This is a genomic window from Pseudomonas peradeniyensis (assembly GCF_014268935.2).
Lineage (GTDB): Bacteria > Pseudomonadota > Gammaproteobacteria > Pseudomonadales > Pseudomonadaceae > Aquipseudomonas > Aquipseudomonas peradeniyensis.
This window is the reverse complement of record NZ_JABWRJ020000004.1, coordinates 211,932-231,070: the sequence shown is the minus strand read 5'-3', so window position 1 is coordinate 231,070 and position 19,139 is coordinate 211,932. Positions and strand designations below refer to the sequence as shown.

Sequence of the window (19,139 nt, the reverse complement as noted above, 5' to 3'; positions counted from 1 at the left end):
GATGGACAAGAGCACAGCAGAACGTATCGCCAAGCGCTTTGTCGGCCTTGCCCTGGAGCAGCGTCGGCAGATCCTCGACAAGATGCGCGAGACCGGGCAGAGCTTCCGCCTGCTGCCGATCGCCGTCACCCGCCACGACAGCCCGCGCATCCCGCTGTCCTATGCCCAGCAGCGCATGCTGTTCCTCTGGCAGCTGGAGCCGCAGAGCAGTTTCTACAACGTGCCGATGGCGGTGCGCCTGAGCGGCTCGCTGAACCAGCAGGCCCTGGCCGAGGCCCTGGATGCGCTGGTGCAGCGTCACGAAAGCCTGCGCACGCGTTTCGTCTCCGAAGAGGGTGAGTTCCACCAGCAGGTCCTTGAGCAGTCGGGTGTGAGCCTGGAAGTGCGTGAGGTGCAGGCCGGGCCGGGCGAAGATCTCGAACAGTGCCTGCGCGGCGCGGTACGCGAGGCGCTGGATGCGCCCTTCGACCTGCTCGAAGGGCCGCTGCTGCGGGTCCGCTTGCTGCGCCTGGCGCCCAGCGAACATGTGCTGACGGTGTGCATGCACCATATCGTCTCCGACGGCTGGTCGGGCGAGCTGATGGTGCAGGAGTTCGTGCACCTGTACGAAGCGCTGTCCCAGGGCCGTGCCGCCGACCTGCCGCCGCTCGAGGTGCAGTACGCCGACTATGCGATCTGGCAGCGCGCCTGGCTCGAGGCCGGCGAGGGCGAGCGCCAGTTGCAGTATTGGAAGGAGCAGCTGGGCGACGAGCACCCGGTGCTGGAACTGCCGCAGGACCACGAACGTCCGACGCACCCCAGCTACCGCGGCGCGACCCTGCGCAGCGATGTGCCGGCGGCGCTGTCGGCCAAGCTCAAGGCCCAGGCGCGCAGCCAGGGCCAGACCGTGTTCATGCTGACCCTCGCGGCCCTGGCCGTGACCCTGGCGCGCTACAGCGGCCAGGCCGACATCCGCATCGGCGCGCCCAACGCCGGGCGCAACCGCAAGGAAGTCGAAGGCCTGATCGGCTTCTTCATCAACACCCAGGTGCTGCGGGTGCAGGTGGACGAACGCCAGAGCGGCGCGGCCCTGCTGGAGCAGGTGAAGCAGGTGGTCAGCGGCGCGCAGTCGCACCAGGAGCTGCCGTTCGAGCACCTGGTGGACGCCCTGGCGCCGGAGCGCAACCTGGGGCACAACCCGTTGTTCCAGGTGAAGATCAACCAGAACCTGGCCGACAGCGAGGCCAGCGCCCAGGCCCGGCAGACGCTGGGCGGCCTGAGTGTCAGCGGTTTTTCGGTCGAAGGCCGCGATGCCCGCTTCGACCTGGCCTTCGACTTCTCCGAAACCCCCGACGGCCTGCAGGGCTACTTCACCTACAGCACCGACCTGTTCGAAGCCGCGACCATCGAACGCATCGCTGCTTCGTTCCAGGCGGTGCTGCGTACCCTCGTTGAGCATCCTGAGGCGGCGCTGTTCGAGCATCCCGATACCCAGGCCGCGCAGGTCGAGGCCAACCTGCGGGACTGGTCGCATCCGGACTTCCTCGCCCTGTGGCGCCAAGGCCTGCTGGCCGGTGCCGGGCAGCCGGCGCTGCGCGCGGGTGATCGCATGGTCAGCTACGCGGAGCTGGAGCAGCAGGCCAACCGCTTCGCCCACTATCTGACGGCGCAGGGCATCGCCCCGGGCATGACCGTGGCGCTGTGCCAGGAGCGCTCCATCGAGTGGGTGACCAGCCTGCTGGCCGTGCTCAAGCTGGGCGCGGTGTACCTGCCGCTGGATAGCCGCCAGCCCGTCGAGCGCCTGCAGCAACTGCTGCAGGCCAGTGGCGCGCGGTTGCTGGTGCATGCCCTGGGCGATGCCCAGGCGGCGGGGCTGGGCGTATGCCCGGCGCTGGCCTTTGACGCGGCGCAGCACGCTGACTGCAGCGACCAGCCGCCGGCGGTACACATTGAACCGCAGCAAGCGGCCTACATCATCTACACCTCGGGTTCCACCGGGCAGCCCAAGGGCGTGGTGATCAGCCACGGCGCGCTGGCCAACTACCTGCAGGGCGTGCTGCAACGCCTCGACCTGCAACCCGGCGCCAGCCTGGCGATGGTCTCCACCGTGGCCGCGGACCTGGGCCACACCGTACTGTTCGGCGCGCTGGCCTCGGGCCGGTTGCTGCACCTGCTGGGCCACGACCAGGGCTTCGACCCGGATGGCTTTGCCAGCTACATGGCCGAGCACCGGGTCGATGTGCTGAAGATCGTGCCCAGCCACCTGCAAGGCCTGCTGCAGGCCGCGCAGCCTGAGCGGGTGTTGCCCGAACAGCTGCTGATCCTCGGCGGCGAAGCCAGCTCCTGGGCCCTGATCGAGCAGGTCCGGCGCCTGAAACCCGGTTGCCGGATCATCAACCACTACGGCCCGACCGAGACCACCGTGGGCATCCTCACCCACGAAGTCGGCGAACGCCTGCCCGGTTGGCGCAGCGTGCCGGTGGGCCGGCCGCTGGACAACGGCCAGGCGCGGGTGCTGGATGCCTACCTCAACCCGCTGCCCGAGCGGGTGGCCGGCGAGCTGTACCTGGGTGGCCAGGGGTTGGCCCAGGGCTATGTCGGCCAGCCGGGCCTGACCGCCGAGCGCTTTGTCCCGGATCCCTTTGGCCAGAACGGTGAGCGGTTGTATCGTGCCGGAGACCGTGCGCGCCTGGATCAGGGCGTGCTGGAATACCTGGGTCGTGGCGACGACCAGGTGAAGATCCGCGGCTACCGGGTCGAGCCGGGCGAGGTCGGCCAGGTGCTGCAAGGCCTGCCCGGGGTCGGCGAGGCGGTGGTGCTGGCGCTGCCCCTGGACAGCGATCCGTCGCGCCTGCAGCTGGTGGCCTGGGCCGTGCCGGCGGCGGGCGTGGCGCTGCAGGCCGAGGCGCTGCGCCAGGCCTTGCAGGCGCGCCTGCCGGAGTACCTGGTACCAGCGCAGGTGCTGTTGCTCGAGCGCCTGCCGCTGACCGCCAACGGCAAGCTGGATAAAAAGGCGCTGCCCAAACCGGGTGTGGCCAGGCAGCGCTACACCGCGCCGGTGGGCGAAATCGAGGAGAAACTTGCCGCGATCTGGTGCGAAGTGCTCAAGCGCGAGCAGGTGGGCAGTACCGACAACTTCTTCGAGTTGGGCGGCGATTCCATCCTCAGCTTGCAGATCATCGCCCGGGCCAAGCGCCAGGGCATCAAGCTGAGCCCCAAGCAGTTGTTCGAGAAGCAGACCATCGGCCAACTGGCGGCGGTGGCCAAGCTGATCGAGAAGAAACCGGCGGCCGAGGTGGTCGAGCAGGTCAGCGGCAGTCTGCCGTTGCTGCCGATCCAGGCGCGTTTCTTCGACACCGCGATTCCCCAGCGTCACCACTGGAACCAGGCGGTGTTGCTGAGCCCGCGCCAGCCCTTGACGGTGGCGTTGCTGCAGCCCGCGCTCAAGTTGCTGGTGGCACAGCACGACGCCCTGCGCCTGCGTTTCAGCGAAGAGCAGGGGCAGTGGCAGGGGCAGTTCGCGCCGCTCGATACGCAGCAATTGCTGTGGGTGCATCAGCTGGACGATGCTGCGCGCCTGCCGGAACTGGCCGACGAAGCCCAACGCAGCCTGGACCTGAAGCAGGGGCCGCTGCTGCGGGTGGTGCTGATCGACCTGCCCGAAGGCCAGCAGCGCCTGCTGGTGGTGATCCATCACCTGGTGGTCGACGGCGTGTCCTGGCGCGTCCTGCTCGAAGACCTGCAGGCGGCCTGCCAGGCCCTGGCGGCCGGCAAGACGCCGGTGCTGCCGGCCAAGAGCAGCTCGCTCAAGGCCTGGGCCGAGCACCTGCGCGAGCATGCCCGCAGCCCTGCGCTGGTGGCCGAGCTGGCCTACTGGCAGGCGCAGTTGCAGGGTGTCAGCGACGTCCTCCCCGGGGCGAACCCCCAGGGCGGCCAGCAGCGCAAGCATGAGATCTCGGTGCGCACCCAACTGGACGCCGAGCTGACCCGGCAACTGTTGCAGGAGGCGCCAGCCGCCTACCGCACTCAGGTCAACGACCTGCTGCTGACGGCGCTGGCCCGGGTCATCCGCCGCTGGACCGGTGAGGCGCATGCGCTGATCCGCCTGGAAGGCCATGGCCGTGAAGACCTGTTCGACGACCTCGACATCACCCGCACGGTGGGTTGGTTCAGCAGCCTGTACCCGCTGAAACTGACCCCGGCGAGCGACCTGGGTGCGTCGATCATGGCGGTCAAGGAACAGCTGCGCGCCGTGCCGGCCAAGGGCATCGGCTACGGCGTGCTGCGCTACCTGGGCGACGAGCAGGCCCGCCAGGCCCTCGGCGCCCTGGCCCAGGGCAGTATCGTGTTCAACTACCTGGGGCAGTTCGACGGCAGCTTCGACAGCGAGCAAGGCCTGTTCGTCCCGGCGCCGGAAGGCGCGGGGCAGGGGCAGAGCCCGGAGGCACCGCTGGGCAGCCTGCTCAGCATCGACGGCCAGGTCTACGCCGGCGAGCTGGCGCTGGACTGGAGCTTCAGCAGCGCCGTGTTCGAGCGTGGGCAGATCCAGCGCCTGGCCGACGAGTACGCCGAGGAACTGCGCCAGCTGATCGCCCACTGCACCACCCCGGGCGTGGCGGGCGTGACGCCGTCGGACTTCCCGCTGGCCCGCCTTGACCAGCGCCAGCTGGCGGCGTTGCCGGTGGCGGCGGGCAATATCGAGGACATCTACCCGTTGTCGCCGATGCAGCAGGGCATGCTGTTCCACAGCCTCTACGAGCAGGCGGCGGGCAACTACATCAACCAGCTGCGGGTCGAGGTGCAGGGCCTGGATGTGCCGCGCTTCGTCGCGGCCTGGCAGGCCACCCTGGACAGCCACGAGGTGCTGCGCAGCAGCTTTGTCAGCGGCTACGACCAGTCGCTGCAAGTGGTCCTGCGCGAGGCACGCCTGCCGCTGGTGGAGCTGGACTGGCGTGACCAGGCCGACCTGCCGACGGCGTTGCAGGCCTGGGCCGAGGCCGACCTGCGCGCCGGTTTCGATCTGGCCAGCGGTCCGCTGCTGCGCCTGGCGGTGATCCGTACCGCCGAGCAGCAGTACCAGCTGGTGCTGACCAACCACCATATCCTGCTGGACGGCTGGAGCAGCTCGCGGCTGTTCGGCGAGGTGCTGCAGCGTTACGCCGGTGTTGTGCCGGCGGGCAAGACCAGCCGTTACCGCGACTATATCCAATGGCTGCAACGCCAGGACCAGGCTGCCAGCGAGCGCTTCTGGCGCGAGCGCACGGCCTGCTTGAACGAACCTACCCGGCTCGCTCAGGCGTTCCGCTCCGAGGCTCATGGGCAGGGACAGGGTGAATACCCGATGTTGCTCGACCCGCAACGCACCCAGCGCCTGGGCGAGTTTGCCCGGGAACAGCGGGTCACCCTCAACACCCTGGTCCAGGCGGCCTGGCTGCTGCTGTTGCAGCGCTATACCGGGCAGTCCAGCGTGACCTTCGGTGCCACCGTGGCTGGCCGGCCGGCCGAGTTGCCGGGTGTCGAGGAGCAGTTGGGGCTGTTCATCAACACTTTGCCGGTGATCGCCAGCCCGCGTCCGGAACAGACCGTGGGCGACTGGGTGCAGCAGGTCCAGGCGCTGAACCTGGCCTTGCGCGAGCACGAGCACACGCCGCTGTACGAGATCCAGCGCTGGGCCGGCTGGAGCGGCGAGGCGCTGTTCGACAATATCCTGGTGTTCGAGAACTATCCGGTGTCCGAGGCGTTGCAGGCCGGCGCGCCCCAGGAGTTGGCGTTCGGCGAGGTGGTCAGCCAGGAGCAGACCAACTATCCGCTGACCCTGGTGGCACAGGTGGGTGACAAGCTGCTGGCCAGCTTCAAGTTTGATCGCGCCAGTTATGCCGAATCGGCTGTCCGGCAGTTGGCGGCGCACTTCGTCGAGTTGCTGGAAGGGTTGGCGGACTCGCCGCAGCGGGCGCTGGGTGACTTGGCTTTGAGCGTGGCGGCGGGGCAGGAGATTGCCAGTTTCCCGAGCGAAGCTTGCACCCATGAGCTGATCGAGGCGCAGGCGGCGCGTACGCCTGAGGCGATCGCCGTGACCTTCGCCGGGCAGGCGCTGAGCTACGACCAGCTCAACCGCCGCGCCAACCGCCTGGCGCACAAGCTGCGCGAGCAGGGCGTGGGGCCGGATGTGCTGGTGGGTATCGCCGTGGAGCGCGGGTTCGAGATGATCGTTGGCCTGCTGGCGATCCTCAAGGCGGGTGGTGCTTACGTGCCGCTGGATCCGGAGTACCCGCAGGACCGCCTGAGCTACATGATGGAAGACAGCGGTATTCAATTGCTGCTGACGCAAGATCATCTGCTGGCCGATCTGCCTGTGCCGGCGCAGGTTCGCAGCCTGAAGCTGGAAGACGATCTGGCCGGCTACAGCGACGAAAACCCCGAGCATGTTACTCAGCCGGACAACCTGGCTTACGTTATCTACACCTCGGGCTCGACCGGCAAACCGAAAGGTACGCTGCTGCCGCACCACAACCTGCTGCGCCTGTTCAAGGCGACCGATGCCTGGTTTGGCTTCGGCCCGCAGGATGTGTGGACGCTGTTCCACTCGTACGCGTTCGACTTCTCGGTGTGGGAGATCTTCGGTGCGCTGCTGCACGGCGGTCGCCTGGTGATCGTGCCGCGTGAGGTGACCCGTTCGCCGGAAGACTTCCACCAGTTGCTGGTGGAACAGGGTGTCACCGTGCTGAACCAGACCCCGTCGGCGTTCAAGCCGCTGATGCGGGTGGCTTGTGACAGTGCGTTCGACCTTTCGCTGCGCTATGTGATTTTCGGCGGCGAAGCCTTGGACGTTGCGGCACTGCAACCGTGGTTCGAGCGTTTCGGCGAGAACTGCGACAACCTGATCAACATGTACGGCATCACCGAGACCACGGTCCACGTGACCTACCGGCCGATCCGCTTTGCCGATACGCAGCAGCCGGGCAGCCCGATCGGTGCGGCGATCCCGGACCTGTCGATGTACGTGCTGGATGCCGACTTCAATCCGGTGGCCAAGGGCTGCACGGGTGAACTGCACGTCGGCCATGCCGGCCTGGCACGCGGTTACCACAACCGCGCTTCGCTGACCGCCGAACGCTTCGTGCCGGATCCGTTCTCCCGCGAAGGTGGGCGCCTGTACCGCACCGGCGACCTGGCGCGTTATCGCGGCCAGGAGGTGATCGAATACGTGGGCCGGATCGACCACCAGGTGAAGATCCGTGGCTTCCGTATCGAACTGGGCGAGATCGAGGCACGTCTGCAAGAGCATGCCGCCGTGCGCGAAGTGCTGGTGCTGGACATTGATGGGGCAGGGGGCAAGCAGCTGGCGGCCTACCTGATCGCTCATGACCCATCCGCCGATCATGCAGTTCTGCGTGACACGCTGAAACAGCACCTGAAAGCCAACCTGCCGGACTACATGGTACCCACGCACTTCCTGGTGCTGGAGCAGTGGCCGCTGACGGCCAACGGCAAGCTGGACCGCAAGGCCCTGCCGAAGCCGGACGCCAGTCAGCTGCAACAGGGCTACGTGGCCCCACGTACGGAGCTGGAACAACAACTGGCCGCGATCTGGAGCGAAGTGCTGAAAGTCGAGCAGGTCGGCCTGCACGACAACTTCTTCGAACTGGGCGGTCACTCGCTACTGGTGATTACCTTGGTGAACCGGGTGCGCGAGGCCTTCGCCACCAACATCAGCCTGCATGAGTTCATGCTGATGGCGAGCTTCGAGGAACTGGCGAATTTCATCGGCGGCGGCAAGGATCGCCTGAAATCGTCGGTGATCAACCTCAACGGTTGCCAACTCCAGCGTCCGGCGCTGTTCTGCCTGCCGCCGGGCGGTGGCGGTGCCTACGCCTACTACCCGCTGGCCAGCCGTCTGGCCGACGAGCGTCCGGTGTATGGCTTGGTCAACAAGTGCTACGCCGAGCCGGGTTGGGTAGACGAGTCCTGGGCGGCGATGGTCGGCTACTACGTCGAGCAGATTCGTCATACCCAGGCCAGCGGCCCTTACCATCTGCTGGGCTGGTCCCTGGGCGGCGCCCTGGCGCTGGAGGTGGCTCACGCCCTGGAACAGGCAGGCCAGGAAGTGGGCTTCGTCGGCCTGGTCGATACCCTGCTGCCGAAGGACGTGTCCGGCCTTGAGGCCGAGCCCGTCGAGGTGATGCAGGTGGCGCGGGCGGACGAGAGCCTGTTGCGTGGTCTGCTGGCCTTCGCTCCGGGTGTAGGTGAAACCCGTATCGTCGGCTTCATCGACGAAGCCGGGCGTCTGCCTGCCGGGGTCGACAGGACCGAGTGGGTCATCGAGCAGGTGGCCGCTGCCGGCGGTGTCAGCGCCGAGCGGCTGCGGGCCATTCACGAGGATGTGCATCTGCAGCGGGAGATCGTCGATGGTTTCGCTGTCCTTGATCGCAACGTCGAACTGAGCCAGGCGTTTCGCCTGCGACCGCTGGCGGTCCGGGTGGATTGCTGGTGGGCCAGCGAGAGTCGTAGCCTGGAGCGGGTGCGGATGGGGGAGGCGGGGTTGCTGGCGCAGGCTTCGGTCAACGGGTTGGGCAGTTCTACGGTGATCGCTGATGGGCATGAGGGGGTTATCAATGCCGTGGCGTTTGTCGATGGGCTGGTGGGGAGGTTGGCTGATAAGGCTTGATGGGTGATTGGGGGGCGGGTGGGGCGTTGGGTCCTACCCGTTTTTTATTGCGTGCCTGGTGGTTTTCATGGTGTCTTAGTTGTCAGTGATTTGAAAACTATTGTTGTTGGGTGGTTTTGAAAGTTGTATGTGCATTCATTTATGATGTCGACGCTTATTCACCTTTCCGCCCTTACGGCGGGTTACTTTGGTCTTGGCCAAAGTAACCAAAGCCGTTGCGCTCCATTCATCCGGCCCTACGCTTCGCTCCGGGTTCCCTCACTCCAGTCTTGCTCCCGGGAGGACCGCGCTGCAGGGCCCATCCTGGGCCCCAGCGCTTGACGGGCATCCATGCCCGTCACCTCCCTCCGCAAGACCTCCGTTCGGCCTCCTGAAGTCGCGAAGTTACGGGTGGCGCCTGGACTGGCGCAGCTGTCGCTAGTTGAAAACTTAGTTGATCTCTCGATCGCATCGCGGGGCAAGCCCGCTCCCACGCAATAGTCGTTATATAGATCTCTGTAGGAGCGGGCTTGCCCCGCGAAAGGGTCGGAATAATCAATACATGACTAATGGTCAAACAACTAACTTCGCGCCTCTTGCTCTTGCTCTTGCTCTTGCTCTTGCTCTTGCTTCTAAGCGCGCGGTAGTTCAGGCAACACCAATTGCGACTTCAGGAGGCCGAGCGGAGCGAAGCGCAGGGGCGGTCTGGAAAGGGCCAACCTGGTAAATTTGCCAGTTGTACGTCTTTTGCAATGTGCGCATAGTCGATTGAGCATGGGCTCATCGGACTGGTTGGTATGAACAACATTGAATCAGGTACAACGCAGGGATTGATTGCGACCGATCAGCAGATGTCGGTGGTGCATCGTTGGCACCGGGCGGTGCGGATGATCGCCTACAGCCCCTATGGTGCGAGTCCCCTGGCGGAGCAGTTGGGCTTTACCGGACAACGCCTTGAACAATCGGGTGTCTACCTGCTGGGTAACGGATACCGTGCGTATAACCCGGTATTGATGCGTTTTCAGTCCCCTGACAGCTCGAGCCCGTTTGGTGAGGGCGGGGTGAGTGCTTATGGGTACTGTGAAGGGGATCCGGTCAATTACGCAGACCGGAATGGGCATGAGCCTTTCAAACCGTTGCTGGACAAAAATACGTGGCTGTCACTGGACCCAGTGTTGTTCCAAAAGGCCAAAGCACTCTATAAAGATTGGGTGCGGCATGACAAGAAAGTTGCGAGGCTGGAAGAGCACAGTCGTTATCTCCTGGAACGCCCCGAGGAACGGATAAACTTCACGGGTGTCAATACCTGGAGAACCTGGACGGATGAGCATCTGATGTCAATGCAGGCTCATCTTAAATTCAGAGAGGAGAAACAGGAGCCGAAACTCGAGGCGCGTCGTGAGGCTCTAGTCAAAGAGATGGGGAGTAACCCTGAAGTTGTAGGGCTTTATTGGACTGCGATAGTGTATAGAAAAGCCTTTCGTGAATTATATGGGCCAACGCCAGGTCAAAAGAGTGCCATTCTATTTTTCGTGCGTGATTTGGCGGCGTCAATTCGTGGCGTAGTTATCTAGAGCTTTTAAGGTTGTTGTTCTTGTTGTTGGCTGGTTTTGAAGGTTTTAGCATTCGTTTGTGAATCCGACGCTTAGTCACCTTTCCGCCTTTGCGGAGGGTTACTTTGGTCGTAACTCGCCGTCCGCGGCCAAAGTAACCAAAGCCGTGGTACTCCAGTTCGTGGCGGGATTCCCTCACACCGGCCTCCTGAAGTCGCGAAGTTGCGGGCGGCGCCTGGGCTGGCGCAGCTGTCGCTAGTTGAAAGTTTAGTTGACCTCTCGATCGCATCGCGGGGCAGAACAGTCAATGCACAACTAATAGTCAAACAACTAACTTCGCATCTCTTGCTCTTGCTTCTAAGCGCGCGATAGTCCAGGCAACACCAATTGCGACTTCAGGAGGCCGAGCGGAGTTCTTGCGCAGGGAGGTGACGGCCATGGATGGCCGTCAAGCGCTGCGCCCCAGGATGGGGCGTTCAGCGCGGTCCTCCTGGGAGCAAGAACGGAGCGAGGGAACCCCGGAGCGAAGCGCAGGGGCCGTATGAATGGAGCCAGCGGTTTTTGCCTACTTTTGCCCAAGAGTAAAAGTAGGTCGCCGTAAAGGCGAAAAGGTGACTAAACGTCGACATCACCTACGAATGCGCATACAAAAACCAAAACAATCACCAACGAACCAGAGCCACAACCCGAACCCTCAGGCAATAAACTCCGACTCCCCACCCCCCCGTACCTCACCATCATCCTGCCGAACACTGAGCACCACAGCCCCCCCACACAACCCAACCAACCCCACACTGGCCACCACGATATCCCCCATCCCCATACCGGCAAGCAGCAAAATCAGACTGATCCTAAACAGTGTGGTCATGGCCATCTCCAAGGCAGGGCGAACGAACTCCGTAAAACCACCATAACCCCGAAGCCCCCCATGTACAGCGCCAGGACAAGCGATTGGCACTGAATCCACCCGCTTTGGCAGAAAGCCCGTCACTTGACGCCACCCCCCATCCCTGATTTCATTGAAACCGTTTTCATCAACCCTGCAAAAGCGCAAACAAGAAGGAAACAGGGTGAACAAAGAGCCAACATCCGTCCGCGGTCGGGTCACCATCAGCGAGGTCGCCAAGGCCGCCGGCGTTTCCAAGGCGACGGTCTCGCGCTACATGGGCGAAGACCGGCAACTGCTCGCCGAAGCCACCGCGCAACGCATCGAGGCCGTCGTCGAACGCCTCGGCTATCGCCCCAACCGCATGGCCAGCGCCCTCAAGCGCGGTCGTACCGGGCTGGTCGGCATGCTCCTGGCGGATATCCGCAACCCCTACTCGGTGGCGGTGATGCACGGCGTCGAGACTGCCTGCCGCCAGCACGGCTACAGCCTGGTGGTGTGCAACACCGACTACGACGACGATCAGGAACGCAGCCACCTGCAAGCCCTGCAGTCGTACAACGTCGATGGCCTGATCGTGAACACCCTCGGCCACCGCGCCGACGAGCTGGCCAAGCTGGCCCGCGAGCTGCCGATGGTGCTGGTCGACCGGCAGCTGGCCGGCCTGGCGGTCGACCTGGTGGGGCTGGACAACACCGATGCCGTCGAACAGGCCCTCGATCACCTGCAGCGTTGCGGTTATCGCGACATCCTCGCCGTGACCGAGCCGCTCGACGGTACCAGCTCCCGCCAGGAGCGGGTTGACGCCTTCCAGGCCTCCATCGCCCGGCGTCGTGGCCTGCGGGGGCAGGTGCTGGAGGTGGGGGCGGACCTGTCGGAGCAGCTGGGCAGCTTCATCACCGGGGCAGGGCACGGCCCGCAGGCCCTGTTTACCTGCAACGGCGTTGCCACCCTGGAGGTGGTCCGCGTGCTGCACGCCCGTGGCGGGGCGCTGTTCCAGGACGTGGGCCTGCTGGCGCTCGACGAGCTGGACTGGTATCCGCTGGTGGGCAGCGGCATCACCGCCCTGGCCCAGCCCACCGGGCGGATCGGTGCCGCAGCGTTCCAGTGCCTGCTGGAGCGCCTGCAAGGCAGCGGTTCGCCGGCGCGGCGCCTGGATTTGCAAGCCGAACTGATCCCGCGAGGCTCCACCCGATCACAAGCATGACGGCGTCCTTGACGCCGTTGTTGCTGGCGAAAAATGAAACCGGTTTCATCTACAAGAACAAGGACCACACACATGCAAACGCCCATTGTCTCCATCAGCTTGTCGAGTTTCGGCGCCGATGCCGTGCGGCGCCTGGGTCAGGCCAGCTACCTGCCGTTGCTGGCCGCCGCCGGTGCGCGGCGGGTGGAATGGCGTGAGGAACTGTTCGACGCCACGCCCGCTGCCGCCACCCTGGCCAACCTGGCCGCCGAGCATGGCCTGCAGAGCCTTTACTCCACGCCACTGGAGCTGTGGCGCGAGGATGGCAGCCTGGAGCCGGCCATCGCCCAGCGCCTGCAACTGGCAAGCGAAATCGGCGCGGTGGCGCTGAAGGTGTCGCTGGGGCATTACCAGCCAGGCTGTGACTTGCAGGCCCTGGCGCCATTGTTGGGGCACAAGGCAGCGCTGTATGTGGAAAACGATCAGACGCCTTACGGCGGACGGCTGCAGGTCCTGGAACGATTCTTCCGCGAGGCGCAGGAACAGGGCGTGGCACCGGGCATGACCTTCGATATCGGTAACTGGTACTGGCATGACGAGTCGCCGCTGCTGGCGGCACGACTGCTGGGCCGCTGGGTGCGCTACGTGCACTGCAAGGCCGTGGCGCGGCGTGCCGACGGGCGTCTGGTCGCGGTCGTGCCCCAGGCGCTCGACCTGGCCCAGTGGCGCGAACTGATGACGCATTTTGCCCCGGACCTGCCGCGAGCCATCGAGTACCCCTTGGCCGGGGACGACCTGCTGGCGCTGACCGCGCGGCAGGTCGCGCATCTGGCGCAGCTGGAAGGGCAGGTGTGCCATGGCTGAGCGCGACGTCCTGTGTTTCGGTGAAACCATGGCCATGTTCGTGGCCGCGCAGCCGGGCGAGCTGGCCCGGGTCGAGGGTTTTGGCAAGCGCATCGCCGGTGCCGACAGCAACGTGGCCATCGGCCTGGCGCGCCTGGGCCTGGGGGTGCGCTGGCTGAGCCGGGTCGGCAACGACTCGCTCGGCGCCTTCGTGCTCGACACCCTGCGCCAGGAAGGGCTGGACTGTTCCAGCGTCGAGATCGATGACGAGTACCCCACAGGGTTCCAGCTCAAGGAGCGCTGCGATGACGGCCGCGATCCGCAAGTCGAGTATTTCCGCCGTGGCTCGGCGGCCAGCCGGTTGTCGCCTACCCAGATGCAGCCCGCGTTGCTGCAAGCCCGGCATCTGCATGCCACCGGCATTCCGCCGGCCTTGTCGGCCAGCTGTCGCGCGCTCTGCCACCAGTTGCTGGACGACATGCGCGCCCATGGCCGCAGCATCTCCTTCGACCCCAACCTGCGCCCCTCGCTGTGGCCGGACCGCCAGACCATGGTGCGCGAGATCAACGCCCTGGCGTTCAAGGCTGATTGGGTCCTGCCAGGGCTTGAGGAGGGGCGCCTGCTGAGCGGCCGCCAGTCGCCGCAGGCCATCGCCGAGTTCTACCTGGAGCAGGGTGTGCAATACGTGGCCATCAAGCTTGGCGCCGAAGGTGCCTACTGGCGCGACGCCCACGGTGAGCACGGCGTGGTCCCAGGTGTTCCGGTGTCCCGGGTAGTCGACACCGTGGGCGCGGGCGATGCCTTCGCCGTCGGCGTGATCAGCGCCTTGCTCGAGGGCCTGCCGCTGCGCCGCGCCGTGGCCCGGGGCAACTGGTGCGGCAGCCGCGCGGTGCAGAGCCGGGGCGACATGGAAGGCCTGCCGCAACGCCACGAACTGGACCTGCACGAACACGCTTCGATCCAACCACGCTGAATCGCCGGACCGTCCGGCACCTGATGTGACAAGAACAACAAGACCAGGAGAATCCCCATGCAGCTTGATCGACTCGCTCCCAGACGCTGGTGGTACATCATGCCCATCGTCTTCATCACCTACAGCCTGGCCTATCTCGACCGGGCCAACTATGGCTTCGCCGCGGCCTCGGGCATGGCCGACGACCTGAAGATCACCCCGGCGCTGTCATCGCTGCTCGGCGCGCTGTTCTTTCTCGGCTACTTCTTCTTCCAGGTACCAGGCGCCCTCTACGCGCAGAAGCGCAGCGTGAAGAAGCTGATCTTCGCCAGCCTGATTCTCTGGGGCGGCCTGGCGACGCTGACCGGCGTGGTGCATGACGTCTACCTGCTGATCGTCATCCGCTTCCTGCTGGGTGTGGTGGAGGCGGCGGTGATGCCGGCCATGCTCATCTACCTCTGCCACTGGTTCACCCGCGCCGAGCGCTCACGGGCCAACACCTTCCTGATCCTCGGCAATCCGGTGACCATCCTGTGGATGTCGGTGGTTTCGGGCTACCTGGTGCAGCAGTTCGACTGGCGCTGGATGTTCATCATCGAAGGCGCGCCGGCGATTCTCTGGGCCTTCATCTGGTGGCGCCTGGTGGATGACCGTCCGGAGCAGGCCAAGTGGCTGGACGCCCGCGAGAAGGCGGCGCTGCGCCAGGCGCTGGACGCCGAGCAGCAGGGCATCAAGCCGGTGAAGAACTACCGCGAGGCGTTCCGTTCGCCCACCGTGCTGATCCTGTCGCTGCAGTACTTCTGCTGGAGCATCGGCGTGTACGGCTTCGTGCTCTGGCTGCCGTCGATCCTCAAGCAGGCGGCGGCGCTGGACATCGTCACCGCCGGCTGGCTGTCGGCAGTGCCGTACCTGGGCGCGGTGGTGGCCATGCTCGGGGTGTCCTGGGCCTCGGACCGCCTGCAGAAGCGCAAGCGTTTCGTCTGGCCGCCGCTGCTGATCGCCGCCCTGGCGTTCTACGGCTCGTACAGCCTGGGCACCGAGCATTTCTGGTGGTCCTACGCCTTGCTGGTGATCGCCGGGGCCTGCATGTACGCGCCCTACGGGCCGTTCTTCGCCATCGTCCCCGAGCTGCTGCCGGCCAACGTCGCCGGAGGCGCCATGGCGCTGATCAACAGCATGGGCGCGCTGGGTTCGTTTTCCGGCTCGTGGCTGGTGGGCTACCTCAATGGTGCCACCGGCGGACCCGGCGCCTCCTACCTGTTCATGTGCGTGGCGCTGCTGCTGGCCGTGGCCCTGACCGCCGTTCTCAATCCCTTGCAACAGACTCGCCGGCAAAGCCTGGCGCCCAGCCGATAGGTACCGTGCAATGAAGAAACGCATCGTCCTCTACAAACGTCTCTCCGACGCGCTCATGGCCCGCCTGCAGGCACACGCCGAGGTGACCTTGGTCGAATCACCCAGTGCCGACGGCCTCGCTCGGCTGCGTGCGGCGCTGCCGGGCGCCCACGGGCTGCTCGGTGCCAGCCTGCGCCTGGATGCCCCCTTGCTCGACCTGGCGCCGCAGCTGCAAGTGGTCTCCAGCGTCTCGGTCGGTGTCGACAACTACGATATCGACGCCTTCGACCAGCGCGGCGTGCTGCTGACCAACACCCCCGACGTGCTCACCGAAACCACCGCCGACACCGGCTTCGCCCTGATCCTTGCCTGTGCCCGGCGCGTCGTCGAGCTCGACGGCTGGATCCGCGCCGGCCACTGGCAGGCGGGTATCGGGCCGGCGCAGTTCGGTTGCGACGTGCAGGGCAAGACCCTGGGCATCGTCGGCATGGGCCGTATCGGCGAAGCCCTGGCCCGCCGCGCCCATGCAGGCTTCGGCATGCGCGTGCTGTACCACACCCGCCAGCCGCGGCCTGAGGTGGAGGCGCGGTTTGCCGCCGCGCATCGCAGCCTGGAGGCCTTGCTGGCCGAGTCCGATTTCGTCTGCCTGTGCCTGCCGCTGACCGCCGCGACCGAGAACCTGATCGGCGCGCCACAGCTGGCACTGATGAAGCCGTCGGCGATCCTGGTGAACATCTCCCGTGGCCGGGTGCTGGACGAGGCTGCGTTGTTCCAGGCCCTGGCCGAGCGGCGCATTCGCGGCGCCGGCCTGGACGTGTTCGTGCGCGAGCCGTTGCCCGCCGATTCGCCGTTGCTGCAACTGGACAACCTGGTGGTGACGCCGCACATCGGCTCGGCCACCGAGGAGACCCGCGAGGCCATGGCCCGCTGCGCGGTGGACAACCTGCTGGCCGCCCTGGCCGGCGAGCGACCGCAGAACCTGGTCAACCCGCTTGCCTGGTCGCGGCGAAACCCATGAGCGGGGCGAGCACTGCGCTCGCCCCGTGCTTGCCATAACAACAGCCCTTGCCCGTTTCGATATCCCGGGGTCGCGCCGCGACCCTTTGGCAAAGCAAGGCCGCTTCGCCGAGACAGCGCTGTCTCGGCCTGCAGCCCCGGGATTTCCATCGGTGAAAAGGGCGACGATTTCCGTATGACCTGATCAACAGAGAGACATCCTCATGTCCAAGGACCAACCCGCCTCCGTGCAACCGGCGCGCCGGGCGTTCCTGCGCCAATCCCTGACCCTGATCCCGGTGGCGACCCTCGCCGGTACGGGACTGGGCGGCGCAGTGCTCGCCGACAGCGCCACCCCGGCAGCCGCCGAACCGGCCCGACCGGCCCCGGCACGGGCCTACCAGCCAAGCTTCTTCACCCAGGAGGAGTGGGCTTTCGTCAGCGCCGCCGTGGCCGTGCTCATCCCCACCGACGCCCTCGGCCCCGGTGCGGCCGATGCCGGCGTGCCCGAGTTCATCGACCGTCAGCTCAACACCCGCTACGGCAGCGGCGGGCTGTGGTACATGCAGGGGCCATTCCGCCCCGACGCACCCAGCGAGCTGGGCTACCAGCTCAAGCTCAGCCCCCAGGAGATCTACCGCCTGGGCATCGCCGAAACCGACGCCTGGTGCCAGGCGCAGTTCGGCAAGGCGTTCGCCCAGCTCGGCCTTGAACAACAGCAGCAGGTGCTCGAGGCCCTGGACGGCGGCAAGCCGGCCTTTGCCTCGGTGCCGGCGGCCACCTTCCTCGGCATGCTCTGGCTCAACACCCGCGAGGGCTTTTTCAGCGACCCCCTGCACGGCGGCAACCAGGGCCTGGCGGGCTGGAAGCTGGTCGGATTCCCCGGCGCCCGCGCCGACTTCATGGACTGGGTGGAGCGCGACGAGCGCTATCCCTTCCCGTCAGTGTCCATCAGCGGCGAGCGAGGTTGAGCCATGAGCCAAGTGATGAAGAAAGTCGATGTGGTCATCGTCGGGTTCGGCTGGGCCGGGTCGATCATGGCCAAGGAACTGACCGAAGCCGGTCTGCAGGTGCTGGCCCTGGAACGCGGCCCGACCCGCGACACCTATCCGGACGGCGTCTACCCGCAGACCATGGACGAGCTGACCTACAACTCGCGCAAGAAGCTGTTCATGGACATCTCCCGCGAGACCGTGACCCTGCGCCACAGCGTCAACGACGTGGCCGTGCCGTACCGCCAGTTCGGCGCCTTCCTGCCCGGCACCGGCACGGGCGGGGCCGGGCTGCACTGGTCCGGCGTGCATTTTCGCGTTGACCCGGTGGAGCTGCGCCTGCGCAGCCATTACGAGGAGCGCTACGGCAAGCGGTTCATTCCCGAGGGCATGACCATCCAGGACTTCGGCGTCAGCTATGAAGAGCTGGAGCCGTACTTCGACTTTGCCGAGAAGGTGTTCGGCACCTCCGGCACGGCCTGGTCGATCAAGGGCCAGGTGGTGGGCCGCGACAAGGGTGGCAACCCGTTCGCCGCCGACCGCTCCAGCGACTTCCCGCTGGCGGCGCAGAAGAACACCGTGTCGGCCCAGCTGTTCGAGAAGGCCGCCCGCGAGGTCGGCTACCACCCCTACAACCTGCCGTCGGCCAACACCTCAGGACCCTACACCAACCCCTACGGCGCGCAGATGGGGCCGTGCAACTTCTGCGGCTATTGCAGCGGCTATGCCTGCTACATGTACTCCAAGGCCTCGCCCAACGTGAACATCCTCCCGGCCCTGCGCCAGGTGCCGAACTTCGAGCTGCGCAACAACGCCCATGTGCTGCGGGTCAACCTGACCGCCGACAAGCGCCTGGCCACCGGCGTGACCTACGTCGACAGCCAGGGGCGCGAGGTGGAGCAACCCGCCGACCTGGTGATCCTCGGCGCGTTCCAGTACAACAACGTGCGCCTGATGCTGCTCTCGGGCATCGGCAAGCCCTACGACCCGGTGAGCAACGAAGGGGTGGTCGGACGCAATTTCGCCTACCAGAACATCTCCACCGTGACCGCGTTCTTCGACCGCGACAGCCACCACACCAACCCCTTCATCGGCGCCGGCGGCAACGGCGTGGCGGTGGACGACTTCAACGCCGACAACTTCGACCATGGCCCGCACGGCTTCGTCGGCGGTTCGCCGTTCTGGGTCAACCAAGCCGGCGCCAAGCCGATCTCCGGCACCAAGGTGCCGCCGGGCACGCCGAAATGGGGCAGCGGCTGGAAGGCCGCGGTGGCTGACAGCTACCGGCACATGCTGTCGATGGACGCTCACGGTGCACACCAGTCCTACCGCGACAACTACCTCGACCTGGACCCGGTGTACAAGGATGCCTACGGCTTGCCCTTGCTGCGCATGACCTTCGACTGGAAGGACAACGACGTGAAGATGAACCGCTTCATGGTCGAGCGCATGGGCAAGATTGCCGAAGCGATGGGACCCAAGGCGATCAGCGCGGGCAAGAAAACCTTCGGCCAGCACTTCGATGCCTCCACCTACCAGACCACCCACCTCAACGGCGGCGCGATCATGGGCACCGATCCGAAAACCAGCGCGCTCAATCGCTACCTGCAGTGCTGGGACGTGCACAACGTCTTCGTCCCCGGTGCCTCGGCCTTCCCCCAGGGCCTGGGCTACAACCCCACCGGGCTGGTGGCGGCACTGACCTACTGGTCGGCGCGGGCGATCCGCGAGCGCTACCTGAAAAACCCCGGTCCACTGGTGCAGGCATGAGGA

At 65.7% G+C, this 19,139-nt stretch carries 10 protein-coding genes; 9 read left to right on the top strand and 1 reads right to left on the bottom strand.

The window, feature by feature from the left end; translation table 11 throughout:
- The first annotated feature begins 1 nt into the window (after position 1).
- Together HU751_RS21350 and HU751_RS27390 are read left to right on the top strand one after the other, a co-directional pair.
- Positions 2-8,644: a non-ribosomal peptide synthetase gene (locus HU751_RS21350; RefSeq protein ID WP_186732227.1), complete on the top strand. Its 8,643-nt coding sequence runs from the start codon at positions 2-4 to the stop codon at positions 8,642-8,644.
- 776 nt (positions 8,645-9,420) lie between these two features.
- Complete coding sequence (locus HU751_RS27390; protein ID WP_437181060.1) at positions 9,421-10,197, top strand: RHS repeat-associated core domain-containing protein; 777 nt, start codon at positions 9,421-9,423, stop codon at positions 10,195-10,197.
- Positions 10,198-10,870: 673 nt separating this feature from the next.
- On the opposite strand, the gene HU751_RS21340 is transcribed toward HU751_RS27390, so the two are convergent.
- Complete coding sequence (locus tag HU751_RS21340) at positions 10,871-11,044, bottom strand: hypothetical protein (protein WP_186732228.1); 174 nt, start codon at positions 11,042-11,044, stop codon at positions 10,871-10,873.
- A 202-nt stretch (positions 11,045-11,246) separates the two neighbouring features.
- Between HU751_RS21340 and HU751_RS21335 the strand changes: the two genes are divergently transcribed.
- The 7 genes from HU751_RS21335 (at position 11,247) to HU751_RS21305 (ending at position 19,136) form a co-directional block, all read left to right on the top strand.
- Positions 11,247-12,269 (top strand): LacI family DNA-binding transcriptional regulator, encoded by a 1,023-nt coding sequence (locus HU751_RS21335; RefSeq protein ID WP_186732229.1) that lies wholly within the window; start codon positions 11,247-11,249, stop codon positions 12,267-12,269.
- Between the two features lie 72 nt (positions 12,270-12,341).
- Positions 12,342-13,112 carry a sugar phosphate isomerase/epimerase family protein gene (locus tag HU751_RS21330; protein ID WP_186732230.1) on the top strand — a complete coding sequence of 257 codons (771 nt, stop codon included), beginning with the start codon at positions 12,342-12,344 and terminating at the stop codon, positions 13,110-13,112.
- A complete protein-coding gene (locus HU751_RS21325) occupies positions 13,105-14,064 on the top strand; it encodes a sugar kinase (protein WP_186732231.1) in 960 nt (319 codons plus the stop codon). Before HU751_RS21330 ends, HU751_RS21325 begins: the two co-directional genes overlap by 8 nt.
- A 57-nt stretch (positions 14,065-14,121) precedes the next feature.
- Positions 14,122-15,399, top strand: a complete 1,278-nt coding sequence (locus HU751_RS21320) for an MFS transporter (protein ID WP_028692135.1) — start codon at positions 14,122-14,124, stop codon at positions 15,397-15,399.
- Positions 15,400-15,409: 10 nt separating this feature from the next.
- Positions 15,410-16,396 carry a 2-hydroxyacid dehydrogenase gene (locus HU751_RS21315; RefSeq protein WP_186732232.1) on the top strand — a complete coding sequence of 329 codons (987 nt, stop codon included), beginning with the start codon at positions 15,410-15,412 and terminating at the stop codon, positions 16,394-16,396.
- Between the two features lie 202 nt (positions 16,397-16,598).
- Entirely contained in the window at positions 16,599-17,345 is a 747-nt protein-coding gene (locus HU751_RS21310; protein ID WP_186732233.1) for a gluconate 2-dehydrogenase subunit 3 family protein, read from the top strand.
- Between the two features lie 3 nt (positions 17,346-17,348).
- Positions 17,349-19,136 carry a GMC family oxidoreductase gene (locus HU751_RS21305; RefSeq protein WP_186732234.1) on the top strand — a complete coding sequence of 596 codons (1,788 nt, stop codon included), beginning with the start codon at positions 17,349-17,351 and terminating at the stop codon, positions 19,134-19,136.
- Positions 19,137-19,139: the final 3 nt, after the last annotated feature.